At 50.4% G+C, this 26,306-nt stretch carries 26 protein-coding genes and 1 pseudogene; 19 read left to right on the plus strand and 8 right to left on the minus strand.

From position 1 onward, the window contains the following. Positions 1-4: 4 nt before the first annotated feature. Positions 5-856 (plus strand): DegV family protein, encoded by an 852-nt coding sequence (locus tag FA954_RS03085; protein ID WP_037993209.1) that lies wholly within the window; start codon positions 5-7, stop codon positions 854-856. Positions 857-908: 52 nt separating this feature from the next. Here the strand turns inward: FA954_RS03085 and FA954_RS03090 are convergent, their stop codons facing one another. Beyond that, positions 909-1,922, minus strand: coding sequence for a S66 family peptidase (locus FA954_RS03090; RefSeq protein WP_037993041.1), 1,014 nt, complete (start codon positions 1,920-1,922; stop codon positions 909-911). 211 nt (positions 1,923-2,133) lie between these two features. Here FA954_RS03090 and FA954_RS03095 point away from each other — a divergent pair, with 211 nt between their 5' ends. From FA954_RS03095 to FA954_RS03120, 5 genes and pseudogenes are all read left to right on the plus strand, one after another. After that, positions 2,134-2,976 carry an ABC transporter ATP-binding protein gene (locus FA954_RS03095; protein WP_037993040.1) on the plus strand — a complete coding sequence of 281 codons (843 nt, stop codon included), beginning with the start codon at positions 2,134-2,136 and terminating at the stop codon, positions 2,974-2,976. Further along, positions 2,930-3,835 (plus strand): iron-hydroxamate ABC transporter substrate-binding protein, encoded by a 906-nt coding sequence (locus FA954_RS03100; RefSeq protein WP_037993037.1) that lies wholly within the window; start codon positions 2,930-2,932, stop codon positions 3,833-3,835. The genes FA954_RS03095 and FA954_RS03100 overlap by 47 nt, the downstream gene beginning before the upstream one ends. Before the next feature lie 64 nt (positions 3,836-3,899). Next, positions 3,900-4,907 (plus strand): FecCD family ABC transporter permease, encoded by a 1,008-nt coding sequence (locus FA954_RS03105; protein ID WP_037993036.1) that lies wholly within the window; start codon positions 3,900-3,902, stop codon positions 4,905-4,907. Then, complete coding sequence (locus FA954_RS03110; protein WP_037993034.1) at positions 4,904-5,911, plus strand: FecCD family ABC transporter permease; 1,008 nt, start codon at positions 4,904-4,906, stop codon at positions 5,909-5,911. Before FA954_RS03105 ends, FA954_RS03110 begins: the two co-directional genes overlap by 4 nt. A gap of 440 nt (positions 5,912-6,351) precedes the next feature. After that, positions 6,352-6,537 (plus strand): annotated as a pseudogene (locus tag FA954_RS03120) (phospho-sugar mutase); the annotation flags it as partial. Positions 6,538-6,577: 40 nt separating this feature from the next. Here the strand turns inward: FA954_RS03120 and FA954_RS03125 are convergent. Then, complete coding sequence (locus FA954_RS03125) at positions 6,578-7,708, minus strand: NAD(P)/FAD-dependent oxidoreductase (protein ID WP_049720563.1); 1,131 nt, start codon at positions 7,706-7,708, stop codon at positions 6,578-6,580. Between the two features lie 135 nt (positions 7,709-7,843). Between FA954_RS03125 and FA954_RS03130 the strand changes: the two genes are divergently transcribed. From FA954_RS03130 to FA954_RS03145, 4 genes are all read left to right on the plus strand, one after another. Then, positions 7,844-9,022, plus strand: coding sequence for an NAD(P)/FAD-dependent oxidoreductase (locus FA954_RS03130; protein WP_138614855.1), 1,179 nt, complete (start codon positions 7,844-7,846; stop codon positions 9,020-9,022). 74 nt (positions 9,023-9,096) lie between these two features. Further along, a complete protein-coding gene (locus FA954_RS03135) occupies positions 9,097-9,915 on the plus strand; it encodes a sigma-70 family RNA polymerase sigma factor (protein WP_231564552.1) in 819 nt (272 codons plus the stop codon). Between the two features lie 323 nt (positions 9,916-10,238). After that, the gene (locus tag FA954_RS03140; protein WP_037993027.1) at positions 10,239-10,850 is read left to right on the plus strand and encodes a nitroreductase family protein; all 612 of its coding nucleotides are present in this window, start codon (positions 10,239-10,241) and stop codon (positions 10,848-10,850) included. 204 nt (positions 10,851-11,054) lie between these two features. Continuing rightward, on the plus strand, positions 11,055-11,639 hold the full coding sequence (locus tag FA954_RS03145; protein ID WP_052186595.1) for an N-acetylmuramoyl-L-alanine amidase family protein: 585 nt from the start codon (positions 11,055-11,057) through the stop codon (positions 11,637-11,639). A 59-nt stretch (positions 11,640-11,698) separates the two neighbouring features. On the opposite strand, the gene FA954_RS03150 is transcribed toward FA954_RS03145, so the two are convergent. Next, entirely contained in the window at positions 11,699-12,136 is a 438-nt protein-coding gene (locus FA954_RS03150) for a peptidylprolyl isomerase (protein WP_049720560.1), read from the minus strand. Between the two features lie 63 nt (positions 12,137-12,199). Further along, positions 12,200-12,469 (minus strand): hypothetical protein, encoded by a 270-nt coding sequence (locus FA954_RS03155; RefSeq protein ID WP_037993023.1) that lies wholly within the window; start codon positions 12,467-12,469, stop codon positions 12,200-12,202. Between the two features lie 217 nt (positions 12,470-12,686). On the opposite strand from FA954_RS03155, the gene FA954_RS03160 reads away from it, so the two are divergent. Continuing rightward, positions 12,687-13,130, plus strand: coding sequence for a CidA/LrgA family holin-like protein (locus FA954_RS03160; protein WP_062843289.1), 444 nt, complete (start codon positions 12,687-12,689; stop codon positions 13,128-13,130). Continuing rightward, entirely contained in the window at positions 13,054-13,743 is a 690-nt protein-coding gene (locus FA954_RS03165; protein WP_037993021.1) for an LrgB family protein, read from the plus strand. The genes FA954_RS03160 and FA954_RS03165 overlap by 77 nt, the downstream gene beginning before the upstream one ends. Positions 13,744-13,780: 37 nt before the next feature. On the opposite strand, the gene FA954_RS03170 is transcribed toward FA954_RS03165, so the two are convergent. After that, positions 13,781-15,001, minus strand: coding sequence for an MFS transporter (locus tag FA954_RS03170; RefSeq protein ID WP_037993018.1), 1,221 nt, complete (start codon positions 14,999-15,001; stop codon positions 13,781-13,783). A 134-nt stretch (positions 15,002-15,135) separates the two neighbouring features. On the opposite strand from FA954_RS03170, the gene FA954_RS03175 reads away from it, so the two are divergent. From FA954_RS03175 to FA954_RS03205, 7 genes are all read left to right on the plus strand, one after another. Next, a complete protein-coding gene (locus FA954_RS03175; RefSeq protein WP_037993016.1) occupies positions 15,136-16,014 on the plus strand; it encodes a LysR family transcriptional regulator in 879 nt (292 codons plus the stop codon). 119 nt (positions 16,015-16,133) lie between these two features. Next, entirely contained in the window at positions 16,134-17,165 is a 1,032-nt protein-coding gene (locus tag FA954_RS03180; protein WP_049720558.1) for a DUF3048 domain-containing protein, read from the plus strand. An 82-nt stretch (positions 17,166-17,247) separates the two neighbouring features. Continuing rightward, positions 17,248-17,565, plus strand: a complete 318-nt coding sequence (locus FA954_RS03185; protein ID WP_037993013.1) for a YerC/YecD family TrpR-related protein — start codon at positions 17,248-17,250, stop codon at positions 17,563-17,565. A 121-nt stretch (positions 17,566-17,686) separates the two neighbouring features. Next, the gene (gene pcrB, locus FA954_RS03190; RefSeq protein WP_138614856.1) at positions 17,687-18,397 is read left to right on the plus strand and encodes a heptaprenylglyceryl phosphate synthase; all 711 of its coding nucleotides are present in this window, start codon (positions 17,687-17,689) and stop codon (positions 18,395-18,397) included. Positions 18,398-18,401: 4 nt separating this feature from the next. After that, a complete protein-coding gene (pcrA, locus tag FA954_RS03195; protein WP_037993010.1) occupies positions 18,402-20,585 on the plus strand; it encodes a DNA helicase PcrA in 2,184 nt (727 codons plus the stop codon). Beyond that, positions 20,563-22,632, plus strand: a complete 2,070-nt coding sequence (gene ligA, locus FA954_RS03200) for an NAD-dependent DNA ligase LigA (protein WP_175413165.1) — start codon at positions 20,563-20,565, stop codon at positions 22,630-22,632. Before pcrA ends, ligA begins: the two co-directional genes overlap by 23 nt. Before the next feature lie 142 nt (positions 22,633-22,774). Next, the gene (locus tag FA954_RS03205) at positions 22,775-24,466 is read left to right on the plus strand and encodes a transglutaminase domain-containing protein (RefSeq protein WP_138614858.1); all 1,692 of its coding nucleotides are present in this window, start codon (positions 22,775-22,777) and stop codon (positions 24,464-24,466) included. 42 nt (positions 24,467-24,508) lie between these two features. Here the strand turns inward: FA954_RS03205 and FA954_RS03210 are convergent, their stop codons facing one another. From FA954_RS03210 to FA954_RS03220, 3 genes are read right to left on the minus strand one after another with little or no spacing between them, the layout of a single operon-like run. Continuing rightward, positions 24,509-25,258, minus strand: coding sequence for an ABC transporter ATP-binding protein (locus FA954_RS03210; RefSeq protein ID WP_082240532.1), 750 nt, complete (start codon positions 25,256-25,258; stop codon positions 24,509-24,511). Then, positions 25,255-26,019 carry an ABC transporter permease gene (locus FA954_RS03215; RefSeq protein ID WP_138614859.1) on the minus strand — a complete coding sequence of 255 codons (765 nt, stop codon included), beginning with the start codon at positions 26,017-26,019 and terminating at the stop codon, positions 25,255-25,257. Before FA954_RS03215 ends, FA954_RS03210 begins: the two co-directional genes overlap by 4 nt. Then, positions 26,006-26,305, minus strand: coding sequence for a thiamine-binding protein (locus FA954_RS03220; protein ID WP_037993003.1), 300 nt, complete (start codon positions 26,303-26,305; stop codon positions 26,006-26,008). The genes FA954_RS03215 and FA954_RS03220 overlap by 14 nt, the downstream gene beginning before the upstream one ends. Position 26,306 lies beyond the last annotated feature (1 nt).

The following is a 26,306-nucleotide window of genomic DNA, read 5'->3' on the forward strand; positions in this document are numbered from 1 at the left end:
GAAAATGATTAAGATCACGGCAGACAGCACTTGTGATCTGTCTCCTGAAATCTTAAACGCGATGGATATCACGCTGGTGCCCTTGAATGTTTTGATTGATGACAAGTCATACCGGGACGGGGTGGACATTACGCCGGCCGAGATCTTCCGGTATGTGGGCGAGGAAGGGAAAACCTGCAAAACGGCAGCGGTGAACACCTATGAGTACGAGAAGGTTTTTGCCGAACTGTCCCCCAAATATGAAGCCGTCATCCATTTTTCCCTCAGCGCGGAATTTTCCTCGACTTATCAAAATGCGGTGTTGGCGGCAGAGAACTTCTCCAATGTCCATGTGATTGACACACGCAATCTTTCCACGGGCAGCGGACATCTCGTATATGATGCGGCGCTCATGGCCAAGGAAGGTTTAAAAGCGGAGGAGATTTGCGAAAAAATCAAGGAGACCATTCCCAAAGTGGATGCCAGCTTTGTGATTGACCGCCTCGATTATCTGAGAAAAGGCGGACGCTGTTCGGGAGTGGAAGCGTTGGGGGCGGCCTTGCTCCGGATCAAGCCGAGCATTGAAGTGGTCGACGGCCGGATGGAAGTCGGGAAGAAATACCGGGGCAGTTTTGAACGTTGCCTGGAACGTTATGTCAAAGACAAATTATCAGGTAAACAAGAGGATATCGACCGGAGCCGGATCTTTATCACTCATTCCAAGTGTTCGGAAGAAACCGTGGCCAAAGTCAAGGAAGCCGTCCGCCGTTATGTTGATTTTGATGAAATCATCGTCACCGAGGCCGGCTGCACCATCTCAAGCCATTGCGGCCCCAATACACTCGGGATTTTATTCAAACGGAAAAGCAAAAAATAATCGGTTGACCAAAGGAAAACCTGCCCGTGAGGGGCAGGTTTATTGGATTTGGTCATATGAAATGCTGCCGGATACTGCCTTTTCCGTTTTCGGTTTCCACCTCGGCAAAGGCTCCGTTGATGAAGGTCATCTGCGGCGGGACATGGCCGCAATCGACATCGTAAATGACCGGGATTTGAAGTTCCCCGGCAAGCTCTTGGTAAACATCATCCACGGTGTAGTCTTGAACCGGGTGATTGGCTTGGCTTCGTCCGAACAGGATCCCAGAGCATGCGTCAAACCAACCGGCCAATTTCATCTGCATGAGGGACCTTCTCAAATCCACCGTTGTCAATTCGCAATTTTCCAGATACCACACCACCGGTTCTCCATCCAGATGGGTTTTTCTGAATTTTTCCACATCCCCGTAAGGCGTGCCGGCCAAATGCCGGATGGTGTCAATGCATCCGCCGAGCAGCCGGCCTTTGATGATTTCTTTTTGGTTGGAAACGGTTTTCCAGCAAGTCGGCTCCGTCAGATGAAAAACGCAGGGTGTCGGGCGGTCGTGCTGCCATTTCTTTTGATAATATGCGGAAGAGCGCTGCAGGACGGAATTTCCCTTTCCCGCGGCCAAAACGTTTTTCCACATGGCGGTGGTGTCATCCCAATATTCCCCCCGCAAATCCACAAAGTTGGGGCCGTGGGCCGTGGCGATCCCTGTATTCAAGGTGATGGCCAACAACAAAGTGCTGGTATCGGAATAGCCCATCACCCATTTGTTTTTGATTTTTCGAAAGTCGGTATGTTCAAGCATCTCAATCAAAAGCTCCCCGCCCCATGGCGGGATAATAACGTGGATTGCATCGTTTTGCATCATTTCATGGAATTCCTCCGCCCGTTTCCGGGCAGGGGCTGATTTTGCTTTATGCTGGGTCCGGACGGTTTCCCCGCAATGGATCTGAAAACCTTTTTCTTCCATCTGCCGGCATGAAAGTTCAAACATGGCATGCAATTCCCGCGGCACACCGGATGACGGCGCGGTGACCCCGATGGTTGCGCCTTCGGTCCACAAAGGATATTGAATCATCGGGTTTCCCCCCTTTTTGTTTTATGGAAAGCCAAAACCGGTTGTTATGTATATTTAGGGAGCGGCGCGCTAAATCCTGTTTACAGGAAAGAACTGTTGTGGGAAAAGGTTGCTTTTTTATTGACGCTGATAAGAAAACGATTTATAGTATTATTGGACTTGAATTGATAATCATTATCAATGATAAATTAAAGATGTTGGGGGCATCAGGATGGGGCGCCTTTATACCGAACATTTGCAGGTTGGTTATGGGGAGAAAGCGATTGTCCGTGATTTGACGATTCAAATTCCCGATCATCAAATCACGGTGATCATCGGGCCGAACGGATGCGGAAAATCGACCTTTTTAAAAGCAATGTCACGCATCATCGCATATCAGTCGGGGTCGGTGATCCTAGACGGGAAAAGTATTGTGCAGGAAGACACAAAAAGTTTAGCCAGAAAAATGGCAATTCTCCCCCAAAATCCGGAAAGCGCGGCCGGGCTCACGGCCGGGGAACTGGTTTCTTACGGGAGGTATCCTTACCAAAAAGGGTTTGGACGCCTGAGCAAAAAGGACATCGAGGTGATTGACTGGGCACTTAAAGTCACCGGTACAGAGCGCTTTAAATATCATCCGGTGGATGCTTTATCCGGCGGCCAGAGACAGCGGGTTTGGATCGCTTTGGCCATTGCGCAGGAAACCGATATCATTTTCCTCGACGAACCCACCACTTATTTGGATCTGGCCCATCAGCTCGAGGTTTTGGAGCTTTTGCAAAAGCTCAATAAAGAAGAAGGGCGCACGATTGTCATGGTCCTGCATGATTTGAATCAGGCAGCCCGTTTTGCGGATTTTCTCGTGGCGATGAAAGACGGGAAAATCATAAAAAGCGGAACCGGTGAAGAGGTCATCACCCGGGATGTGCTGAGGGAAGTTTTCCATATTGATGCAGAAATCGGAAAAGATCCGCGCACCGGTAAACCGATGTGCTTGACATATAATCTGATCAAAGGAGAAGACGCTTATGAAGAAAATCTGGCCGTTGCTGCTCGGACTGGCACTGTTTCTTAGCGGGTGCGGCGGTTCGGCGGACGAGAGTGCAACAAACGGTTCATCCAAAACCGTGACTTACCAATCGGAAAACGGACCCGTCGAGGTTCCGGAACATCCCAAACGCATTGTGGTGCTTTCGCAGTTTGCCGGGAACGTGATGGCACTTGGCGGCAATATTGTCGGGGTGGATTCCTGGGCAAAAGACAATCCCCGTTTCAAAGACAAGCTGAAAAATGCGGAACTGGTCAGCGATGAAGATTTGGAGAAAATCATCGAGTTGAATCCGGATCTGATTATCGGTGTTTCCACAACGAAAAACGTGGATAAACTGAAACAAATCGCTCCCACCGTCACCTATACCTATGGGAAATTGGACTACCTGACACAGCATCTTGAAATCGGGAAGCTTCTCAACAAAGAAGAGGAAGCCCGCAAATGGATTGACCAATTCAAGGCGGAAGCCAAGAAAACCGGAGAGGAAATCAAAGCCAAAATCGGGGAAGATGCAACGGTTTCCGTGATTGAGAACTTTGATAAACAACTGTATGTTTTCGGGGATAACTGGGGAAGGGGAACCGAAATCCTTTATCAGGAAATGGGCCTGAAAATGCCCCCGAAAGTGAAAGAGAAAGCGTTGGGACCGGGCTATTATGCCATCTCTCCCGAAGTTTTGCGCGATTTTGCCGGGGATTATGTGATTTTCAGCAAATACAAAGATGCGGACACATCGTTTGAGAAAACCGAAACTTACCAAAACATCCCGGCGGTGAAAAATCATCGCGTGTTTGAAGTCGATGCGAGAGGTTTCTTCTTCAATGATCCCCTGACTTTGGAATATCAGCTTGATTTCTTTAAAAAGTCCTTTTTAAACCAGTAACATGCGGGGAAGAGGGGCCCTTGGACAGGGTGCCTCTTCCTGATGATAGAAAGATGAGATCAACATGTTGAAAAACCAAAGTTCTTTCCCGTTTGTTTTGAAATTGACGGCCGGGGTGGCCATTCTTTTTCTCTCTTTTGTCATCGCCATGGTGATGGGTGCGGCGGATACCAGTCTCAGGGAAGTGTGGCTGGCGATCACCGGCGGGGAAAAGACGGAGACGGTCACGATGATCCGGGAGATCCGTTTGCCCCGCGAAGTGGCGGCTGTTTTTGTCGGAGCGGCACTATCGGTGGCCGGCGCTGTCATGCAAGGGTTGACAAGAAATCCGTTGGCCGATCCCGGATTGCTGGGCCTGACGGCCGGCGCCAATGCCGCATTGGCTTTCCTGCTTGCTTTTTACCCTTCTGCCGGATACTTTGTCCTTACCATAGCCTGTTTTGTCGGGGCTTTTGCGGGGGTGTGTCTGGTGTTCGGCATCAGCGCGGTGAAAAAAGGCGGTTTTTCGCCTTTTAAAATCGTGTTGGCGGGTGCGGCGGTGACGGCCTTTTTGCAAGGGATTGCGGAAGCCATCGGGTTGTATTTCAAAATTTCCAAAGATGTGTCGATGTGGACGGCCGGCGGACTGATCGGAACTTCCTGGGAACAGCTTCAGGTGATCATTCCGTTTATTGCCGCCGGCATTTTGATCGCTCTTTATCTCTCCCGGCAGTTGACCATCCTCAGTTTGAATGAGGAGGTGGCGGTCGGCTTGGGGCAAAAGACCCGGCAGATCAAAGCGGTTTTGTTCATGGTGGTCACCATCCTCGCCGGCGCCGCGGTGGCGCTTGCCGGCAACATGGCTTTTATCGGCTTGATGGTTCCCCACATCGTCAGGGCGGTGGTGGGCACGGATTACCGTTTTGTTCTTCCCATGTCTGCCGTGTGCGGGGCTGCATTCATGCTTTTGGCCGATACGCTGGGCCGGACGATCCATGCCCCGTTTGAGACACCGGTGACGGCCATTGTATACATACTGGGGCTGCCCTTCTTCCTGTTGATCGTGCGCAAAGGAGGGAAAACCGTTTTATGATCCATCCTTCCGTGTTAAAGAAACAAAAAATCATCATCGGGATCTTGCTTGTCCTGACGGGGATCACCATGGTCCTCAGCCTGGGGCTTGGCCGTTCCTCGGTCTCTTTCGACCGGATTTTGCCGATTCTCTTGGGGGATGGAACCTTTAAAGAAGAATTTGTCTTCTATTCGATTCGCCTGCCGCGGATCGTGGTGACCCTCCTTGCCGGAATGGCTTTGGCTGTGTCCGGAGCCATTTTACAGGGAATTACGCGCAATGATCTGGCTGACCCCGGCATTATCGGCATCAATTCCGGCGCCGGTGTCGGAGTGGCCGTCTTTTTTCTGTTTTTTCCGGTGGAAGCCGGATCGTTAATCTATTTGCTGCCGGTCGTGGCTTTTTTATCCGGCATTTTGACCGCCATCCTTCTTTATCTGTTTTCTTATCAAAAGGGGGCGGGGCTCCAGCCGGCCCGTTTGATTTTGACGGGTGTGGGATTTTACATGGCTTTTTCCGGGGCGATGTTGGTCATTATTTCCTCGGCTGAGCGCGAAAAAGTGGATTTTATTGCACGATGGCTCAACGGGAATATTTGGGGGGACGATTGGCCGTTCATCTGGGCGCTCCTCCCCTGGCTGTTGGTGTTTATCCCGTTTACCTTTTATAAAGCCAATCAATTAAATCTGTTAAGTTTTAATGATCCGGTCGCCATCGGAGTCGGAATGCCCCTGCAAAAAGAAAGGATGTTCCTGCTGCTTGCGGCTGTGGCGCTTGCGGCTTCCGCCGTATCCGTCACCGGCGGGATTGCTTTTATCGGCTTGATGGCTCCCCATTTGGCGAAAGCCTTGATTGGACCGAGAAATCAGCTGTTTTTGCCGATTGCCCTGTTGATCGGAGGCTGGTTGCTTTTGACGGCCGATACTATCGGACGCAATCTGTTGGAACCGGACGGCATTCCGGCCGGAATTGTGGCATCGCTGATTGGCGCGCCTTATTTTGTTTATTTGTTGCTTCGAAAATAGGAGCCATTTTTTCCGTTGGCCTCGTCCTGCGGGCCCGTGAGAGAAACCGTGCTTTTGTCCCGGGAGGGATGAAAGTGCGGTTTTTTTGAAGGGAAATTTCAGTTTCAGGCCGGATCATGAAAATGATTTGGGGAAAAAGGCGGTGAACCCGCCATGATGAAACCATTGGCGGGAATCAAAATATTGGTTGTGGATGATGAGCCCGACATTATTAAAGATCGGTCTGCAAAATGAAGGATTTGAGGGCCGGACGGCACAGGATGGGATGGAGGCTCTGCAACTCATGAAGTAGTTTCTCCCGCATGTGGTGCTGCTGGATATCATGAAGGGACGGTTCTTTGCCATCTTGAATGGCACGGAAGAAACAGGGCTGCCCCAATTGGAGGGCTGGCGTTATTTGGAGGCTTGGCAGGAGGAAAAGCGGCATCCGGATTACCTGTGTGCTGAAATTTGTGCTGGAGGATGACTCTTGGGTGGCCGCCCGTCCCTCGGGGACCGAGCCGAAGCTGAAGTTTTATTTTGGAGTTAAGGACACCGGAATGGAGAATTGCGAACGGAAAATGGAAAGGTTTAAACAACATCTTTTCCTTCGGGTCAGAGAGGCCATCCAGCAAACAACCGCGTGAGTTTTTTGTGAAGAGGCGATGCCGTTCAGGAGCACCGGAATCAAGGTTCCAGTGCCCCTTTGACATCATACAGGGACAGATCGATGTCCAGTTCCAATCCCAATGCCAGTTTGGCCAGTTGGTTTCCGATAAAAGGTCCCATCGTCAGTCCTGAAGCTCCCAGTCCATTGGCCAACAGGATGCCGTCCCATCCGGGAAGCGGGCCGATGACCGGAAGGAACCCGGGAGTATAGGGACGGAAGCCGACTCTGGTCTCCAGCAAGGTGCTGTGTTCCAGTCCGGGAGCGACGTCCAGCGCTTTTTGAATCACTTCGAACAAGCCGCCGGCAGTGACCCGGGTGTCAAAGTGATCCAAATCATTTTCGTGGGTTGCCCCGACAATGATCCGGTGATCCTCCAGGGTCAGCATGTACTGATCATTGGGCGGCATGATGACCGGCCAATGGTTGGTGGGCGTGTCGGGCAATCGCAAATGGACGATTTGCCCTTTTTGGAAAGTGCCCAAAAAATTTACTCCCAGCGGGGCAAGCAATGATTTTGCCCATGCTCCCGCGCAGACAATCACGATATCCGCCGGAATCACCTCTTTGTCATTTACCCGGACGCCAGTCACCTTTTTTCCCTGGTGCAAGAGCGAGGCGCTTCCCCGGATGAACGATGCACCGTTTTTTTGTGACGCACGGAGCAGGGAGTCGCGGAGGGCGCGGCCATCCACGCGGGCCGCCCCTTCCACATGCAGGGACGAAAAATGGCTGGCAAGCGGAGGAAACCGTTCCCGTGTCTTTTGGGGTGGCAACGGGGTGAGCTTGCCCATTTCCGGTGCGTCCTGCCGGCGTTTTTCGGCCCGTTCTTCCACTTTGGCGAGCCTTTTGGCATCCGTATGAATGCGTAGCGCGCCGACTTTTTTGTAACCAGTTTGTTTTTCCCCGTCTTTTTCCAACCCGGCGATCAGTTGCGAATAAAAACGGGCCCCTTTTTTTGCCAGTTGATACCAGGCTTTGTTTCGCCTCTGTGACAACCAGGGACAAATGATTCCGGCGGCGGCGTCGGTGGCTTGTCCCGGATCTTTGCGGTCGATGATCGTAACCTTCACATCGGCACTCAGTTTGGTCAATTGGTACGCGGCGGAGGCGCCTGAAATTCCGCCTCCGATGACAATCACTTTTTTCATGGTCAACCCTTCTTTTTCAGGATTCGTTTTCCATTATACCGGTTTGGGGAAACAAACTTGAGTCGTGGTGGAGTCTGTCACAAAAACACCGTCTGTTTCGTTTTATTATTAAACAGGGAAAAGGGGATGGGCGGAATGAAGGAAATCACTTGTGTCGTGACAGGGGGCGGGCATGTGGGCCTTCATGCTTTAAAAGAGATCGGTCAGGCGATGAGAAAAGCAGGCAAACCCTTCCGGTTGATTTTGATTGATCCCAAGCCGTTTTATGTACAGAAAGTCCTGTTATTTCAACCGGTTGCCAGAGCTGAAAAGATTGCCTTGGCTTGGGAAGAGGTTCTCCCGGAAAGGGTGGAGCGCATTCAAGGTGAGCTTGTAACCATCGAAAGCCAGGAAAAGCGGATCTTTTTTTGTGATGCAGAGAAAAAGGAGCAATCATTGGACTATGATCTGTTGGTCATTACCGTGGGAAGTGTGGTGAAAAGGCCGGATCCGGAACAAGGCGGAATTTCATTGCACGATTTATCCGCATCGGAAGAGATACGAACCAAGTGGCGCCGGCATTTACAAAAGGCGGTAAACGAGCAAGACCCGGCCGAACGAAAACGATTGCTCTCTGTTGCGGTGGCAGGTGCCGGAATCAGTGGAGTGGAGACATCTGCGGAATTGGCACAGGCCATGCGTTCAGAAGCAGCTTGGTTGGGCATGGATCCCGCGTTGGTCCGGGTTTTTTTGATCAATGCGGAAGAAAGGTTGATGATGAACGGACCAAAGAAATTGGGCCGGAAATTGGAAGCCAAGCTGAACAATTTAGGTGTTACGGTCCTCCATCAACGCAAAGCTTTGTATGAGAAAGACGGAAAGCTGGTACTTTCCGATGGCACGCAACTTTCTGCCGGGTTCACCATTTGGACCTTGGGGCTTGAGCCCCATCCGGTTTTGCGCCAATGTCAACTGCCACTTACTTTGGAGGGAAAAGTGAAAGTGGATGCTTCTTATCGGGTGTCAGGGAAAAGTGCCATCTACAGTATCGGGGATTGTGCACATGTTATCGATCCGGAGAATGGAAAAGCAGACGGGATGACTTGCAAAGAAGGAATCCTGCAAGCAAAACGACTGGGAGAAGTTATTGAAGCTGATTTGAAAAAAAAGCCTGCTCCGATTCATCGGAGATGCCGAAATTTTTTTTGTATCAGTTTAGGTCAAAAAGAAGGTTTGGTCTGGGCTGAATACTGCGGAATCGATTGGATCCTGGCGGGGAAAATCGGCAGGTTCATCAGAAAATGGACATGGAAGAAAGCAAGTAACGTAAAATAAAAGTGAAATGGGGGCACAGGAGGGGAGAAGGATATGGGGAAACAATAAAACAACTTTATGAAGAATACAAACCTTTGCTTTGCACCATTGCATATCAATTGACCGGTTCGATGGCTGATGCGGAAGATCTGGTGCAAGATCTCTTTGTCAAACTGACCGGTTTGGATCTCAAGCGCTTGTACGATCCCAAGAATTATCTTTGTAAAATGATCGTCAATCGTTGTTATGATTATCTGGGTTCTGCCCAAAAAAGGCGGGAGCAATATACCGGTCCCTGGCTGCCGGAACCGGTTCCCACAGATGTTGCAGATCCCGGTGCCATGTTACTTAAAAAGGATATGTTGTCTTATGGGATGTTGGTGTTGTTGGAACGGTTGACCCCTGTTGAAAGAACGGTTTTTGTTTTGAGGGAAGCATTGTCTTTTGATTATGCCTCAATTGGAAAAATCGTGGAGAAAAGCGAGGGGAATTGTCGCAAAATTTTGAGCAGGGCGAGAAGGAAAGTGGGAAATCCGGGGAAAGCGATTCGCCGCCGGCAAAACCAAAGAGTATGGATTGAACAGTTTCTTGAAGAATTGCGTCGAGGAAATGTAGAAAAAATCCTTTCCCTCTTGGCGGAAGATGTCGTTGTAACATCTGACGGCGGCGGAAAAGTGACGGCTGCCCTCCGGCTGGTCATTTCTGCCGAAAAGGTGGCACGGTTCTTGTTGGGATTGTTGAGAAAATATCAGGGTGTGCAATACAGGGTGATCGGGATCAATGCAGAGGACGGACTGTTGATCCGTGCGGGTGGACAAATGACTGTCGCCTTGTTTCAACTGGAGGGAGGGAAAATGAAGAAACTTTATCTGGTGCGGAATCCGGAGAAACTCACATGGTTTAAAAACCTCTAGGCCCCGGCTGCCATTTACCGGCTGGCCGGGGATGTTTTTTCAAATGATATCCGATGTGCCACGATGCCGGCGGTTGTGCCATGGCAGGGAAGATCGGCCATCTGCCGGGCAATGGAGGGCGAAAGGAACGGAGAGATCTGCCGCCATTGCATCCATCAGGGATCAGATGGACATGATATGATTTGTTGGGGGTTGACTGGAATCTTGATGGAAATGGCCTGTTGTCAAGTTGTTTATCTTGACATATAATTTTTTGATATATTAAGTAATATGAAAGTATGTTTATCTGTCTAATTTCTATTTAAATTAATCGGGGTGATTGAATGTCAACAACAAAAACCATGGATGCGATTGAAGTGATGAAAGCGCGTTCCACGGTTCGCAAATATGATCCGAATGCAAACATTCCGGAAGAGGAATTGAATGAACTTCTGGAGATTGCCATCCAGGCTCCTTCTGCCTGGAACTTGCAACATTGGCGCTTTCTCGTCATTACATCCAAAGAGATGAAGGAAAAACTGTTGCCCATTTCATACAATCAAGAGCAAGTGGTCGAGGCGGCAGCCACCGTGGCTGTGTTGGGAGACCTGCAAGCGAATGAAACCGCCAAAATCGTCTATAAGGATGCCGGAAAAGACATTTACGATTTAATGATCGGCCAAGTGGAAAAAGCTTATCAAAATGACCGGTTCGCCCGGGATGAGGCTTTTTTGAATGCCGGATTTGCCGCCATGCAGCTGATGTTGGCAGCCAAAGCCAAAGGGTATGACACTTGTCCGATCGGAGGATTTAACCGGGAAAAATTTGTGGAGGAATTCCGGGTTCCGGATCGTTATGCGCCCGTTATGCTGATCACGATCGGCAAAGCGGCGGCTCCGGCCCGGCCGACGACCCGTTTGCCTTTGGATCAGGTTGTGGTGAAGGAAAGTTTTTAAAACGTATCCCGATGTAACTGAAAACCGGAACACGGGAGGGGTTCGGAAGAAGACCGGCCCCTCCCGTTTTTTATTGCAAAAGAGGCACCGAAACGATCCGGTGTTTTGTTTTTGTTCATATCCTTTTGGGAATCGGTGTTTTTAAAGAAGCGATGTGGGGAAAAAGTATGAACATGGAGCATTGTCTTACGTGAGGTGAGAATCATGCTGGTGTGCCTTGACCCGGGACATGGGGGAGAGGATTTGGGTTCGGTGGGTTATTCTCTGGCTGAAAAGGATGTTTGTTTGGAAATTGCTTTTCGCGTTCGCCGCAAGTTGTTAAATTATGAAGGGTTGTCCGTGACCATGACCCGGTCTGTGGATACCCACGTGAGTGCCCGGGAAAGGATTGAGTGGGCGAACCGTCAGAATGCGGACTTATTTTTAAGCATCCATACCAATGCTTCCCCTGATCCCACCATGTCCGGGTTTGCCTCTTATGTGAGCGTGATTGCAGGATTGGAAGAGAGAAAAATCCAGTGCTGGCTTCATAATCAGCTGACCAGCTTTTTAAGAAAATACGGCGTGATGGATTTGGGAAAGAAAAATGACACAGAGACGGCGGAAGGGAAAATCCAGGAATTGCGCGGGGTGAACATGCCCGCGATCACGGTGGCTTCGTTGTTTATCACCCACATGCGGGAAAACCATCTTCTTTCAGACGCCCGGTTTTTGGATCAATACGCAGAAACGATTACGGAAGGGATTGCCCGGATTCATCAGTGCCAAAAGAAAGAAAAAATCCGGTGAACGAAAGAGGGGCATAAAAAAACTGCCGGCCTTACGGTCAAGGCCGACAGTTTTTTTATTTATTCTTCCCAGACTTTGACTTCTTTCATGACCGTTCCGGGCTGCATGTTCAGCACGTGCTCCATTCCTTTGATCACCATGCCGAAAACGGTGTGCACCCCGTCCAAATGCGGCTGGGATTCATGAACAATGAAAAATTGGCAAGATCCGGTGTCTTTCCCGCGATGCGCCATCGATACGGCTCCGGGCACATGGCGGTGCGGATTGTTTTTCGTTTCGCAAGGAATGGTGTATCCGGCATCGCCGTTTCCCAGCCCGTTGGGGCAGCCTCCCTGGCTGACAAATCCCGGAATCACCCGGTGAAAGTTGAGCCCGTTGTAAAAGCCCTCATTGGCCAGTTTGCGAAAGTTATTGACCGTGATGGGAGCTTCATCCGGGAAAAATTCGATTTCGATGATTCCTCCGTTTTCAAGCAAAATTTCACCTTTGACTGTCATTGGATTCACTCCTCGTTGATGGACGTATTTATTTTACCTTGTTTTTGCAAGGAAAAGAAGCGGTCATTTTTTGTTTTTTGCTTCTTCGGCCAAGCGGGCTCCTTCGTTTTTGATGACTCTTTCCACTTCCGACATTTGCTTGACGGGATCGGGCATGCGCCTGATTTTTCTCAAGTCGTGCTCCAGAAACTGCACTCTTCCCCCTTGCCCGGTATGGACATAACGTGCAACGCTGGCGAGAAGTTCTTCATCTCCGTTTTTGATGACATAACGAATTACGTAAAACGGGTGTTGCTGTTCTTCCACCCCGCGTGTTTCCACTGGATAAGCCATCGAATTCCCCCTGATTTTGAGGTTTCCTTTATTGTACCAATGATGAAAAAAATGTACAGTGAAATAAGTCACCGCCTTAAAGTCCCTTGGGGGAATGAAAACGGGAAGCATATTGCGGGACCGGGATATTTGTGTGATAGTAAAGATAGAAGGTTATTCTCTTGTTATATAACAATCTCTCCCAAAAAAGAGAATACACAGGAAGAAGGGTTCATCCATGTTTGCGCAGATGTTGAAAACCGTCTTGCAAATCGGCGGGATTTACCTTTTTTATGAGACGGGCATGTGGATCCAGCAGAAGTTCCATGTCCCGATCCCGGGCAGTATGATCGGATTGTTTCTATTGTTCATTTGTTTGTCCACCGGCATGGTCCGGGTCAAGCGGCTGCAATCAGGGGCGGATGCATTGCTTTCCTGGTTGCCGCTTTTGTTTCTGCCCTCTGTCATCGGGGTGATCGAATATGGCGGCTTTTTGAAACAACACGGGTTGCAAGCCGTGGCCGTGGTTTTCATCAGTACCGTGCTGGTCATGTGTTTATCCGGATGGCTGGCACAATGGCTTGCCATGCGAAAGGAGGGTGTGGATGAAAGAGTGGATCAGCGGGGGAATATCCATCGGTGTCACGCTCGCGGTGTTCATCGCGATGAAACGTCTGTATAAACGCTTCCCGTCGCCGTTTTTGCTGCCCCTTTTGACTTCGGCAGTGTTTCTGATCAGCTTGTTGCTTTTATTCCAAATTCCTTATGATGTCTATATGACCGGCGGACGGTGGCTGGACGGGTTTCTGGGTCCGGCGGTGGTGGCGATGGCGATCCCGCTGTATCGTCACCGACGGGTCGTGAAACGTTATCTTGCTTCGATACTGGTCAGTGTGATTTCCGGTTGTTTCACCGCCGTGTTGAGCGGATACTTTTTGGCGGAGGCATTCGGGGTGGACCGCCGTCTTCTTTACACGTTGTTGCCGAAATCCGTGACCACGCCGGTGGCCATGGACTTGGCCAAGCTTTCGGGAGGCATCCCCTCTCTGGCCGCCTTATTTGTGATTGTGGCCGGACTGATCGGGGCTGTGTTGGGCCCGTATTTGATGAAATGGTGCAAGATCACCCATTACTTGGGCATAGGCATCGGATTTGGCAGTGCTTCCCATGCGATTGGAACGTCCAAAGCACTGGAGATCGGGGAAAAGGAAGGAACCGCCAGTTTGGTGGCCATGACCCTGTGTGCCATTTTGACTTCCCTCTTGATTCCCGTCTTGCTCCGGTTTTTGCATTAAAAAACAGGAACCCCGTAAGGTTCCTGTTTTTCTGGTTTCAACCGGTCAGGCGGACGGAATTTTCCTTGTGGGAGAGACGAAGCGACCGGGTTAATGTAAGAGTCAACAACACAGTGGCGATCAAGAGGACGGAGATCATGAAAATCACCCCGTACCAACCAAAGCGGGTCAAAAAGAACCCGCCGGCCCATCCCAAGAGGCTGGAGCCGGTGTAATAAAACAACAGGTATAAAGAAGAAGCGTACACTTTGATCCGGGGGTCTGCGATCATCCCGACCCATCCGCTGGCAAGGCTGTGTCCGGCGAAAAATCCGGCTGCAAACAAGATCAAGCCGGCCATCAACAAAAAGAGATTTCCGGTGCAGGTCAAAAGGGCACCGGCCAATGCCATGACCACCCCGCTGATCAAGAGGGAGGATCGCGAGTGGTTTTCTGTCAGTTTCCCGAAGAAATACGAACTCCACGATCCGGAAAGTTGAAAAATAAATAAAAAGCCGATCGCCGTTTGGCTCAATTGATACGGAGGATTGGACAAAGGAAAAGCGATGTAGTTAAACAATGTAATGTAGGCGCCGAGCAGCAAAAAGGCCATGGCGTAAATGGACAACAGATATTTGTTTTTCATTCCGCCGATCATGCCTGAAATCCAGTTGGAAAAAGAGAGTTGTTCTTTTTTGAAATGTTTGGATTCAGGAAGCAAAACGAAAAACAGCGCACTGCATAAAAAACTGAAAATCCCCAGCGCAAGGGCGCCCGCCTGCCAAGAATAAAAGTCGGCAAAAACACTGACCCATATTCTCCCAAAGAAACCGCCCACTGCATTGCCGCTCACATAAATCCCCATGATGCGCCCGATGTGTTTCGGTGAGATTTCTTCATTCAGATAAGTGATGGCAACGGATGGAAATCCGCTCATCGCCAGTCCCTGGAAAACCCGCAAAAAAACCAGGGTTTTGAAATCCGGGGTGAATGCCGTGGCGATTCCCGCCAAGGATGCCAACAACAAAGACACTCCCATGATTTTTTTCCGGCCCCAGGCATTGGAAAAAACTGTGAGAATCAACATTCCGACGGCCAGTGAAAAGGTGGCCAGCGAAACAGACAAACTGGCATGAGACGGGGAGATTCCCATTTGTGAGGCAAACGCATTGATCAATGTTTGCGGATAATACAGCTGGGCAAAAGTCACCATGCTCCCCAACAGCATGCAAACAAAAATCCGGTAATATTCACTGCTGCCGGATTCGACATATTTCATGAAGCACCTCTCCTCATTGTGAAGCTGTTGCTTTGGTTTTTAGTGTACTTCCGGCAGGCTGATGTGTCTATTGCATTATATTTATTTAAATGATAATTTTTTGCTATCAATAAAGAGAAAGAGGTTATCGAAGAATGGAATGGCAGCAGCTGGAATACTTTTGTCAAGTGGCCAAAACCGAGCACTTCCGGAAAGCGGCAAACCGGCTGGGCATTTCCCAACCGGCTCTCAGCCGTTCCATGGCCAAACTGGAAGAAGAGTTGGGGGTGCCGCTGTTTGACCGGGTCGGCCGTTCCGTCAAGCTGAATGCCTTCGGCCGGGTTTTTTTGAAACGGGTGGAAAATGCGCTCAATGAAATTTCCGTCGGGGTTCAGGAGATTGAACAATTGAAAAACCCGGATACCGGGAAGGTTTCGGTGGCCTTTCTCCGCACGTTGGGTGTCACGGTTTTGCCGGAGTTGATCCGCAGCTTTAACCAAAAATATCCCCGGGTGGAAATTCAACTGATCCAAAGCACCATTTCAAGAAGCGTGGAGCTGTTGAAGGCCAGGGAGGTTGATTTGTGCCTGATCAGTTCGTATGCGTTTCCGCCTGGCATTCAGTGGCATCCGCTGATGGAACAGGAATTGTTTTTGTATGTTCCGGCGAACCACCGGCTGGCTGCAAAAGACTCTGTGGATCTGAAGGAGATTGGCGGCGAAAGCTTTGTCGGTTTTCGGCAAGGATTGGAGATGAGGGAACGGATCACCTATTTTTGCCGGAAAGCCGGTTTCACCCCGGTCATGAAATTTGAAGGCGAAGATGTATCGACGTTGGCCGGGTTGGTTTCAGCCGGATTGGGCGTGACGTTGATCCCGGAATACCGGGGCATCAGCGAGGCCAAGATCAAAAAGATTTCCGTCCGGAATCCAAGATGTTACCGGAAGATCGGATTGACTTGGTTGAAAGACAATCCGTTATCCCCGTCCGCTGAGCGGTTTCGTTCCCATGTGATTGAATGGTTTGCAACCTGAGACGCGGCGGTTTTAAAACAGCCGGTTCTCATTTTTGCGGGCTGGCGCCTGGCAGTTTGCCCGTTGCTATGCTTTGCCTTGTTGCATACCCTGTCAGCAGGTTTTCTGAACAGGAAGGGATGAAACCGTTTGAAAAAGAAGAATTCAATATCGATTTCAAGTGGAGGGATTTGGTGAAAAGAAATTTCGGAATTGCGAGTCTTTTAATCGCTGTCTTGCTGGTTGCCTGTCAGCCTGATTCCGCCCCCGTCACCCGGCCAGAAAAACCGGTACGTCTGATGAGTCCCATCACCGGCACTCCTGTTGAGAAAGAGGAACCCAAACCCGTGATCATGGCCATGATCAACAACCATCCAGCGGCCCGTCCGCAATCCGGGCTTCAATTGGCGGATGTGGTGGTGGAGATTTTGGCGGAAGGAGAGATCACCCGGTTCGCGGCTTTTTATTATAACCGGTTGAACGGGGTGATCGGTCCGGTCCGGAGTGTCCGGGATTATTATCTGGACCTGGCGGACGGAACCGGGGCGGTGGTGGCGCATGCCGGCGGTTCCCCGTCTGCGTTAAACCGGATCCGTGAGGAGAAAAAGCCGGCGATCGACGGGGTCCATCAAGACGAAAAACATTTTTTCCGCGTCGATTTTCGCAAACCGCCGCATAACCTGTATGCCCGGTTGGAAGAATTGAGCCGGGTTGCAAAGCAACGGGATTATCCCGATTACAGTGGAAAGCCGGCTTACCAGTTTTCCGGTGAAGCGGTCACCGGCGGGGGAAAGGCCGCCGGGAAGGTCCGCCTCATTTACCATAAATTGTACGAAGCCGGGTATCAATATGATCCGGCCAAGCAGCAATATGTCCGCTACACCGAAGGCGAGATGCAAACCGATAGGGAAACCGGGGAGCCGGTCACCATGCAAAATGTACTCGTGATTTTTGCCAAACACAAGGTATTGGATTATGTGGGACACCGGGCGGTGGATATTACGGGGCAGGGGAAAGGTTATTTGCTCCAGCAGGGGAAGGCGGTCCCGGTCGAATGGAAGTACCGGGACGGATGGATCGTTCCTTACCGTGACGGAAAAGAATGCACGTTGCTGCCCGGGAAAACATGGATCAATGTTTTGCCGGAGACCGGAGAGGTTCTTCTCCAATAACCTCTTATTTTCTGCTATACTTATCAGAAGCATAACTTTAAAGGGCGAAAGGACTTCCTTCTACCTCGAGGAGGAATGATGAATGCAACTGAATAAACTGAACAAAAAAGAAGTGGATCAACTTTTTCAGGCAATCTTGCAACTTGAAACCATTGATGAATGTTACCGTTTTTTTGAAGATTTATGTACTGTCGGGGAGATCAAGTCACTGGCGCAACGGTTGGAAGTGGCCCGGATGCTCGAAGATGGTTGCACTTATAACCAGATTGAAACCGAAACGGGCGCCAGCACGGCAACGATATCCCGTGTCAAACGCTGTCTCCACTACGGTACCGACGGTTATTTGCTCGCCTTGGAACGTTTAAAAGAAGCGAAGGAAGAAAAATCCCCTGAAAAATGATAATACGGATGACTTTTTGCTGAAAGGCTGTGTTTTCCTGTACGGATCACAGCCTTTGTTTTCTTTTCATTTTCTCTGCGGTGTATAATAGGGATTGTAGGTTTCGGGCGGGGGGAAAAGTATGATAAAAAAAGTGAAGAAATGGAGACATGTCTTTAAATTGGACCCCAACCGGCGGCTTTCTGATCTGGCACTGGAAAGGATTTGCCAATCCGGAACTGATGCGATTATAGTTGGGGGAACGGATGGAATTACGTTTCAAAACACATGGCAATTGCTTGAACGGATACAGAAATATCAAGTGCCTTGTGTGCAGGAAATTTCGACGATGAAGGCGATTGTACCCGGATTTGACGGTTATCTCATTCCATCGGTGTTAAACACCGATCAAGCCAAGTGGATTCATGGGGCGCACCTGGAGGCCATCCGGCGTTACGGGAGCAGCATTCCCTGGGAGCAGGTTTTGTTGCTCGGATATGTGATTTTAAATCCAGGGGCCAAGGTGAGCCGCTTGACACAGGCCAAAGCGGACCTGACCGAAGAAGAAGCGGCCGGCTATGCCGATTTGGTGGAAAATTTGTTCCGGTGGCCGGTGCTTTATGTTGAATACAGCGGGACCTTTGGCGAGGAGAAAAAGGTGCGGGCCATTCGCCGAAAATTAAAGCAGACCCGGTTGTTTTACGGGGGAGGCATCACCAACGAAGAGCAGGCGAAAACCATGGCCCGGTGGGCCGATACCGTTGTCGTGGGTAATGTGGTTTACACCAATGTGGAAAAAGCGGTTCAAACCGTGACATGGGTCAAAGAAACAAAGTTGCAGGAGAAAGGGTGAGCTGATGCTTAACCAGTTGTCGACGGAGACGTTGCTTGAGGGCTTGAACCCGATGCAGCGAAAAGCAGTGGAAACCACCGAAGGCCCCGTTCTGATCGTGGCCGGGGCCGGAAGCGGAAAAACCCGGGTTTTGACACACCGCGTGGCTTATCTTCTCAGTGAAAAACAGGTTCACCCCTGGAATATTTTGGCGATCACCTTTACCAACAAAGCGGCGCGCGAAATGAAAGAACGCATCGTCTCTTTGGTGGGGCCCCGGGCGGAAGAGATCTGGATCTCCACCTTCCATGCGATGTGCGTGCGCATTTTGCGGCGGGATATTGACCAGCTGGGGATGTCGCGCAACTTCACCATTCTGGACACTTCGGACCAATTGAGCGTGATTAAACAAGTTTTAAAGGAAGAAAATCTGGATCCCAAAAAGTTTGAGCCGCGTTCCCTTTTGAATCAAATCAGCCATGCGAAGAATCAATTGGCCGGGCCGGCAGAAATGAAACAGGGTGCGCGCAACTTTTTCGAACAGGTGGCAGCAGATGTTTACGAAAAATACCAAGAGAAATTGCGGGCCAATCAATCCTTGGATTTTGACGATTTGTTAATGGAAACCGTCCGGCTTTTCAAATCGCGGCCCGAGGTGAAAGAGTATTACCAGCGCAAATTCAAGTACATTCATGTGGATGAGTATCAGGATACAAACCATGCCCAATATGTATTGGTTCAAATGCTGGCGGAACATCACCGGAATATTTGCGTGGTCGGTGATTCGGACCAATCGATTTACCGTTTCCGGGGAGCGGATATAAGGAACATTCTCCATTTTGAACAGGATTATCCGGATGCGGTGCAAATCAAGCTGGAGCAAAATTACCGTTCCACCAAAAACATCCTCCAAGCCGCCAATCATCTCATTGCCCACAACACGGAACGGAAACCCAAAGAATTGTGGACGGCCAATGAGGAAGGAAGCAAGATTCAATTGTTTGAAGCCGGTACTGAGCAGGAAGAAGCCTTCTATATTGCCGAAACCATTTCAAACGGCATCAAACAAGGAAAACGGTATTCCGATTATGCTGTGTTGTACCGGACCAATGCACAATCACGGGTGATCGAGGAAGTGATGATGAAATCCAACATTCCTTACACCGTGGTTGGCGGCATCAAGTTCTACGAACGAAAAGAGATTAAAGATTTGTTGGCATATTTGCGTCTGATTGTCAATCCCCATGATGATCTGAGCCTTTCCCGCATCATCAATGTGCCCCGCCGCGGTGTCGGAGCGGCTTCGCTGGAGAAAATCCAAAATTATGCAGTGCAAAACGGCATTTCCATGTTTGAAGCGCTGTTGGAGATGGAGCACATCGGACTGTCCAAGCGGACCCTGAAGCCGCTGGAAACCTTTGTCGGATTTGTGCGCGAGCTTCATGCCATGATTGAATATCTGTCAGCCGTGGAAATGACGGAAGAAGTGTTGCAACGAAGCGGCTACAGAGAAGAATTGAAAAAAGAGAAGACCATCGAAGCGGCGAGCCGGCTGGAAAACATTGATGAATTTTTATCGGTCGCCCAAGAGTTCGAGAAAAGAAATGAAGACAAAACATTGATCAGCTTTTTGACGGATTTGGCTTTGATTTCGGATGTGGACCAGCTGGATGAAGAGGAGGAAAAAAATGCGGAATCCGTGGCGTTGATGACATTGCACAGCGCCAAAGGACTCGAGTTTCCGCATGTCTTTTTGGTCGGCTTGGAAGAAGGGATTTTCCCTCACATGCGTTCACTGGATGACGAGTCGGAGATGGAAGAAGAAAGGCGGCTGGCCTATGTGGGGTTGACCCGTGCGGAGAAAGTGCTTCACCTGACACGGGCCCGGACGCGGACGATTTTTGGGCAAACCAGTTCCAATCTGCCTTCCCGTTTTTTGAGGGAAATTCCGGCAGGGTTGTTTGAAGAAGCCGGACAGAAAAAGGAAGCGCCGACGCCAAGCCGAAGCTTCAGGAAAGTGGCACGGCCGGCACCCAATCCGGAACGCAACTGGCAGGTCGGGGACAAAGCCGTCCACAAAAAATGGGGGGTCGGCACGGTCGTCAAAGTGCAGGGGGAAGGCGACGACATGGAGTTGAACATTGCATTTCCCGCTCCGGTCGGGGTGAAAAAATTATTGGCCAAATATGCTCCCATCACGAAAGAATGATGAACAGGAGGATGAAGTTGGATTGAAGCTGGAAGAGGCAAAGAAACGCGTGCTGGAATTGCATGATGAAATCAATGAACATAACCACCGGTATTATGTTTTGGATGATCCGGCCATTTCCGATGCCGAGTATGACCGGTTGATGCGCGAGCTCATGGCATTGGAAGAGAAATTTCCCGAACTGAAAACCCCGGATTCCCCCACCCAGCGGGTTGGCGGAGAACCGCTTCCTTATTTTGAAAAAGTCGAGCACACCGCCCCTATGCTCAGTTTGGGGAACGCTTTTGACGAGCAGGATTTGCGTGATTTTGACGAGCGTGTGAGAAAAGCGGCCGGCCGCCAAAATGTCCGTTATGTTTGCGAGTTGAAAATCGACGGGTTGGCAGTTTCCGTCAAATATGAAGACGGCCGTTTTGTCTTGGGATCCACCCGGGGGGATGGCATCACCGGGGAAGATATCACGCAAAACTTAAAAACGATCCGGTCCCTGCCTTTGCGCATCAACGAACCGCTTTCCATCGAAGTTCGCGGGGAAGCGTACATGCCGCGGCGGGCTTTTGAACGCTTGAACCGGGAACGGGCCGAAAACGGGGAACCTTTATTTGCCAACCCGCGCAATGCGGCAGCCGGTTCGCTTCGCCAGCTGGATCCCAAATTGGCGGCCCGGCGGACGCTGGATTTGTTTGTTTATGAGATCGGACAATTGGAAGGCCATACCGTCCAAACCCACACCGAAGGGCTTCAATTTTTGGAGACGTTGGGCTTTAAGGTGAATCCGGCCCGGCAGACGGTGGAATCCGTGGAGGAAATGCTGGCTTTCATTGAAAAATGGGGAAAGAACCGCCCGGATCTTCCTTACGAGATTGACGGCATTGTGATCAAAGTCGATGAATTGGCGTTAAGAAAACAGATGGGGAACACCGCCAAAAGCCCCCGTTGGGCCATTGCCTATAAATTCCCGGCGGAAGAAGCCGTCACCCGTCTTTTGGACATCACCCTGAATGTCGGTCGGACCGGCGTGGTGACACCGACTGCCGTTTTGGAGCCGGTCAGCCTGGCCGGAACCACCGTCCAACGAGCTTCTCTGCATAACGAAGACTTGATCCGTGAAAAAGATATCCGGATCCATGATTATGTGGTGGTGAAAAAAGCAGGAGACATCATTCCGGAAGTGGTGGGCGTTCTCACCGAAAAGCGCACCGGCGGAGAAAAAGCGTTTTCCATGCCGGAACACTGTCCGGAGTGTGGCAGCGGGCTGGTCCGCCTTGAAGGTGAAGTGGCGCTTCGCTGCATCAATCCCGAATGTCCGGCGCAGACTCGGGAAGGCATCATCCATTTTGTTTCGCGTGGTGCGATGAATATCGAAGGGCTGGGCGAAAAAGTGGTGACCCAGCTGTTTAACCACGGTTTGGTGCTAAGCGTGGCGGATCTTTATTACCTTGAAAAAGAAGATTTGTTACAGCTGGAGAGAATGGGAGAAAAATCGGTCCAAAACCTTCTGGAAGCCATTGAAAAAAGCAAACGGAATTCGCTGGAACGGTTGTTGTTCGGGCTGGGGATCCGTTTTGTCGGAGCCAAAGGGGCCAAAATTCTGGCGCAACACTTCAAGCATATGGATGCCCTGATGGAGGCGGGCATGGAAGAATTGCTTGCCTTGGATGAGATCGGGCCGAAAATGGCAGACAGCGTGGTCACCTACATGGAAAAACCGGAAGTCCGGGAAACGATCAATCGTTTGAAAGAAGCCGGCGTGAATATGGAATACAAAGGGCCGGGTGCGGATGGAGAAAAAGCCGTTGCATCATCACCGTTGGCCGGAAAGACGGTCGTCATCACAGGAACATTGCAGAAGATGTCCCGCAAAGAGGCAACGGACCTGCTCGAATCGTTGGGGGCCAATGTCACCGGAAGCGTCAGCAAAAAGACGGATTTGTTGGTTGCCGGCGAAAAAGCGGGCTCCAAACTGGACAAAGCGAAAAAATTGGATGTGACGATTTGGGATGAAGAAACGTTGTTGAGCCATTTGCCGGAAGAAGTGCGGGTATAAAAAATGGCCGGGGTCTTGTGTGTCAAAGACCCCGGCCATTTGCTTTTTTTATTTTAAACCGGCGGCGAAAAAGAAGGGTTTTTCACAATGCAAAAGAAAATGGAATAGCAAAGGAAAAAATTGTGAAAGGCCGGAGAAGGGTATGAGTTGGAAGTGGTTTTCGGCAGGTTGTGCGTTGTTGACGGCTTGTCTGCTCGGAGTGGCCGCATATCAGGACAAAGAGGCTTTGGACCGGACCTGGACCCGGGGATCGGAAAAACTGGTGTTCAGCAAACAGGCCAATCCGGGCTCGGATTTTCAAGGCAGAGAAAAAATCCGGTTGGAGGATTATGCCCAAAAACTGAACGCCAAACTGGAACAGCCTCAATGGGAACCGGTGCAGGCCGAATCCGATTTTACGGTTTCCGGAACCATCGAAAAGACAGAAAACCTGGCGGTTCCATACATATGGGTGCACATCGAGTACCAAGGGGAGCCCAAACAGGGATTGCCCAAAACATTGGATGAATATATTCCCGTGGAAAACGGGCGGTTCGGGAAAAGTCTCCGGCTGTTTCAGGGGAAAGGGGATTATCGCGTTTATCTCCGGCTTCCGGACCGGGAAGAAAAAGATTACTTTTATTTGATGGCGGCTTTTACTGTCCACAATGCTTCCGACACGTTGGCACGGGATGTGGCATACAGCATGCAAGCCCGGGAAGCCGAACTGAATCTCTCTTCCCCGCAGTCAGGGTATGTCCGGTCGGACCAGGCCGTCCCGATCCGCGGTGAGGTCAAAAAATCCGTGAAAAAACTGCTGGTGCAATTGAAAAAAGGAAATCAATCCTGGGAACGGGTCATCCGGGTCACCGACGGCAAGTTTCAGGAGCAGATCCCTTTGTTGTTCGGGCAGGGGGTGCATCAGCTTGATGTGATGGTTCCCGACTTGGAAAAATGGGGTTCGTTCCGGGAAGGAGCCACGCTGTATGTGGAACACACGAAAAACATCAAGCGGGAACCGGTTGCCTATACTGATCTTTATGCCCAAAGGGGCATTCAATTGGAAACGCCGGTGGCCAGCGGCGATACGGCCGGCTTGTCCTACCGCGTTGCCGGACGGATTGATGCGACGGCACCTTATGCAAAAGAGACCACCCATCTGATTGTCAAAACCAAAAAAGATGGAGAAGAGGCAACCTATTTTCTGCCGGTGAACAATTTCCGCTTTGATGACCGGATATGGCTGAGGTTTGGTCCCGGAAAATATGAAGTGAACCTGTATGTTCCGGAAATCACAACGGAGAAACGGGATTATTTCCGTTTTTTTAAAGTGGCCCGGTTTGAGGTGAACAGTTCGGCAAAGCAGGATCTCCGGTATTTGCTTCCGTCCAGAGGCATTGAGTCCGACAGTGCGGAGATTCAAAACCGGTCCGGACAACTGGTGAACGGAGCTTCCACACCGCGGGAAAAGGCGAAGGCGATCTATGATTATGTTGCAAAAAACATGACGTATGACATGGAAAAGTACCGGAAAAATGAATTCCATTGGTCGGACAGCGCGATCAAGTCGTTGCGCACAAAAAAGGGTATTTGCCAGGATTACGTGTTTTTGACGATTGCGCTTTTAAGATCCGCCGGTTTGCCGGCCCGTTTTGTGGAAGGAAAAGCGGGGGGACAACGCCATGCCTGGGTGGAAGTCCGGGTGGATGGGCGATGGCTGGTCATGGATCCGACATGGGGTTCCGGGTACATAACGAAAGAGGGAACGTTCCAAAAAAGATATGATTCCCGTTATTTTGATCCTCCTTCTTCCTTACTGGACAAAACACATCGCCGCACGGGCATTGTTTATTGACAAAACAGGGAACGGACGTGCATGCCGTTCCCTGTCATTTATTTAATCCGTTTCCGCCGGTTCCGGTAACAACCAGTCTTCCAGCTGTTTCCGGAGGGATTCCCATGTTTTATCTCCGCGGAGGGAAAAACGGTTTTCCTTGGGGAATGGAACCTTCAACTCTTGATACACCTGCATCGGGCGTTTCGTCAAAATATAGATGCGATCAGAAAGGAGCAAAGCTTCTTCAATGCTGTGTGTGATGAAAAGGACAGTGCGCCGTTCCTTTTTCAGCAAAGCATCCAGCCATTTTTGCATGTGGGTTCGCGTCAGGGCATCCAATGCGCCGAAAGGTTCGTCCAAAAGCAGCCATTCCTTTCCGCTTGCCAAGGTGCGCAAAAATGCCACCCGCTGTTGCATTCCCCCGCTCAGTTCGTGGGGATACAGCGATTCCGTCCCGCTCAAGCCTGCGTTTTCCAAATACCGGCGGATGTGCTCCGGTTTCATTTTTTGATGGTTCAATTCACTGGGAAGAGCAATGTTTTCCGCCACGGTCCGCCACGGGAAGAGGGACGGTTGTTGCGGCATGTAAGCGAAGTTGCCGCGTTTGCCGACGATGGACTGCCCGTTCCACGTAATTTCTCCTTCTGCCGGTTTTTCCAAGCCTCCGATCAGGTGGAACAGTGTGCTTTTTCCGCTCCCGGACGGCCCGATCAAGGAGACGAATTCCCGCTCTTTCACCCGTAAGGAAAGACCGGAAATGACCGGTCCGTTGCCATAAGAAAACGTGATGTTTTTCACTTCCAAAGTCATCGGGAATCCCTCCTTTGATTTCCATTGCGCACTGTCACCATCCGCTCGAAGAATGTGATCAAAGCGAAAAAGAGAAGGCTTAAGCCGGCGACCAACAAAATGGTCACAAAGACCCGGTCTGTGCGGAAAGTGGACGAAGCCAGCTGCATCATCACCCCGATGCCGTTTTCCGCTCCCAGCCATTCGGCGATGACCGCTCCCATCACGCTGTAAGTGGCCGATAATTTCAAACCGGAAAAAAAGGCCGGTAAAGCCGACGGGCATTCACATTTGAAAAAAATTTGCATCCGGGAAGCGCCGGCCATTTTCATATAGGTCAGAAGGGTGCGATCCGTTTCAGCCAATCCGCCCAACAGTGAGACGGTGACAGGGAAGAAACAGATCAGGGCAACCACCAGGATTTTTGGAAAGACGCCAAACCCGAGCCACATCACAAGCAACGGCGCTAGCGCAATCATCGGGATATTTTGCGACAAGATAATCAACGGATAAACCATTAGGCGCAGAGATGAAAATAAATGAAGCACGCCGGCGGTCAAAAGGCCGATGACGGTCCCCATGAAAAGGCCGCTGATGGCAATGCTTGCAGTTGCCCATACGGGAACGGGCAATTGCCGGGACAATGCGAGGGATTCTTTGCCGATTGCCGAAGGGGACGGAAGCACCCAAGGTTCAATATGAAACAAGGAAACCGACATTTCCCATAAGAACAACAGAAAAAGGACGAACCAGACAGGCATGCCCCGTTTAACAATGCTCATCATATTTTTTCGTCAACTCGCTTATCGAAATGCCGTCCGGCTGATACAAGATTTTCACTTGGGCCAGGACGCTGCCGCAACCCATTTTCACCATTTCTTCATGGACTTTCTCAACGATCTTTAGCAGTTCGGACAAGTCCCCTTCCATGGTGGTCTCCAGAGGGCCGACGCGGTAACGGACACCGGATTGGTCAATCAGTTCAATCGCCCGGTCCACATAAGGAATCACTTTTTCCCCGCGGGGGGTTCGCGGCAGGATTTGAAGGCTGACCAGTGCTTGGGCCAAT

Source organism: Thermoactinomyces vulgaris, from assembly GCF_005886755.1.
GTDB classification, from domain to species: Bacteria; Bacillota; Bacilli; order Thermoactinomycetales; family Thermoactinomycetaceae; genus Thermoactinomyces; species Thermoactinomyces vulgaris.

Excerpts from the sequence above, each read along its gene's own strand:
- FA954_RS03085 (WP_037993209.1), top strand. The coding sequence starts at position 5 with ATGATTAAGATCACGGCAGACAGCACTTGTGATCTGTCTCCTGAAATC.
- FA954_RS03090 (WP_037993041.1), bottom strand. The coding sequence starts at position 1,922 with ATGATTCAATATCCTTTGTGGACCGAAGGCGCAACCATCGGGGTCACC.
- FA954_RS03095 (WP_037993040.1), top strand. The coding sequence starts at position 2,134 with ATGGGGCGCCTTTATACCGAACATTTGCAGGTTGGTTATGGGGAGAAA.
- FA954_RS03100 (WP_037993037.1), top strand. The coding sequence starts at position 2,930 with ATGAAGAAAATCTGGCCGTTGCTGCTCGGACTGGCACTGTTTCTTAGC.
- FA954_RS03105 (WP_037993036.1), top strand. The coding sequence starts at position 3,900 with ATGTTGAAAAACCAAAGTTCTTTCCCGTTTGTTTTGAAATTGACGGCC.
- FA954_RS03110 (WP_037993034.1), top strand. The coding sequence starts at position 4,904 with ATGATCCATCCTTCCGTGTTAAAGAAACAAAAAATCATCATCGGGATC.
- FA954_RS03125 (WP_049720563.1), bottom strand. The coding sequence starts at position 7,708 with ATGAAAAAAGTGATTGTCATCGGAGGCGGAATTTCAGGCGCCTCCGCC.
- FA954_RS03130 (WP_138614855.1), top strand. The coding sequence starts at position 7,844 with ATGAAGGAAATCACTTGTGTCGTGACAGGGGGCGGGCATGTGGGCCTT.
- FA954_RS03140 (WP_037993027.1), top strand. The coding sequence starts at position 10,239 with ATGTCAACAACAAAAACCATGGATGCGATTGAAGTGATGAAAGCGCGT.
- FA954_RS03145 (WP_052186595.1), top strand. The coding sequence starts at position 11,055 with ATGCTGGTGTGCCTTGACCCGGGACATGGGGGAGAGGATTTGGGTTCG.
- FA954_RS03150 (WP_049720560.1), bottom strand. The coding sequence starts at position 12,136 with ATGACAGTCAAAGGTGAAATTTTGCTTGAAAACGGAGGAATCATCGAA.
- FA954_RS03155 (WP_037993023.1), bottom strand. The coding sequence starts at position 12,469 with ATGGCTTATCCAGTGGAAACACGCGGGGTGGAAGAACAGCAACACCCG.
- FA954_RS03160 (WP_062843289.1), top strand. The coding sequence starts at position 12,687 with ATGTTTGCGCAGATGTTGAAAACCGTCTTGCAAATCGGCGGGATTTAC.
- FA954_RS03165 (WP_037993021.1), top strand. The coding sequence starts at position 13,054 with ATGAAAGAGTGGATCAGCGGGGGAATATCCATCGGTGTCACGCTCGCG.
- FA954_RS03170 (WP_037993018.1), bottom strand. The coding sequence starts at position 15,001 with ATGAAATATGTCGAATCCGGCAGCAGTGAATATTACCGGATTTTTGTT.
- FA954_RS03175 (WP_037993016.1), top strand. The coding sequence starts at position 15,136 with ATGGAATGGCAGCAGCTGGAATACTTTTGTCAAGTGGCCAAAACCGAG.
- FA954_RS03180 (WP_049720558.1), top strand. The coding sequence starts at position 16,134 with ATGAAACCGTTTGAAAAAGAAGAATTCAATATCGATTTCAAGTGGAGG.
- FA954_RS03185 (WP_037993013.1), top strand. The coding sequence starts at position 17,248 with ATGCAACTGAATAAACTGAACAAAAAAGAAGTGGATCAACTTTTTCAG.
- pcrB (WP_138614856.1), top strand. The coding sequence starts at position 17,687 with ATGATAAAAAAAGTGAAGAAATGGAGACATGTCTTTAAATTGGACCCC.
- pcrA (WP_037993010.1), top strand. The coding sequence starts at position 18,402 with ATGCTTAACCAGTTGTCGACGGAGACGTTGCTTGAGGGCTTGAACCCG.
- ligA (WP_175413165.1), top strand. The coding sequence starts at position 20,563 with ATGCTCCCATCACGAAAGAATGATGAACAGGAGGATGAAGTTGGATTG.
- FA954_RS03205 (WP_138614858.1), top strand. The coding sequence starts at position 22,775 with ATGAGTTGGAAGTGGTTTTCGGCAGGTTGTGCGTTGTTGACGGCTTGT.
- FA954_RS03210 (WP_082240532.1), bottom strand. The coding sequence starts at position 25,258 with ATGACTTTGGAAGTGAAAAACATCACGTTTTCTTATGGCAACGGACCG.
- FA954_RS03215 (WP_138614859.1), bottom strand. The coding sequence starts at position 26,019 with ATGAGCATTGTTAAACGGGGCATGCCTGTCTGGTTCGTCCTTTTTCTG.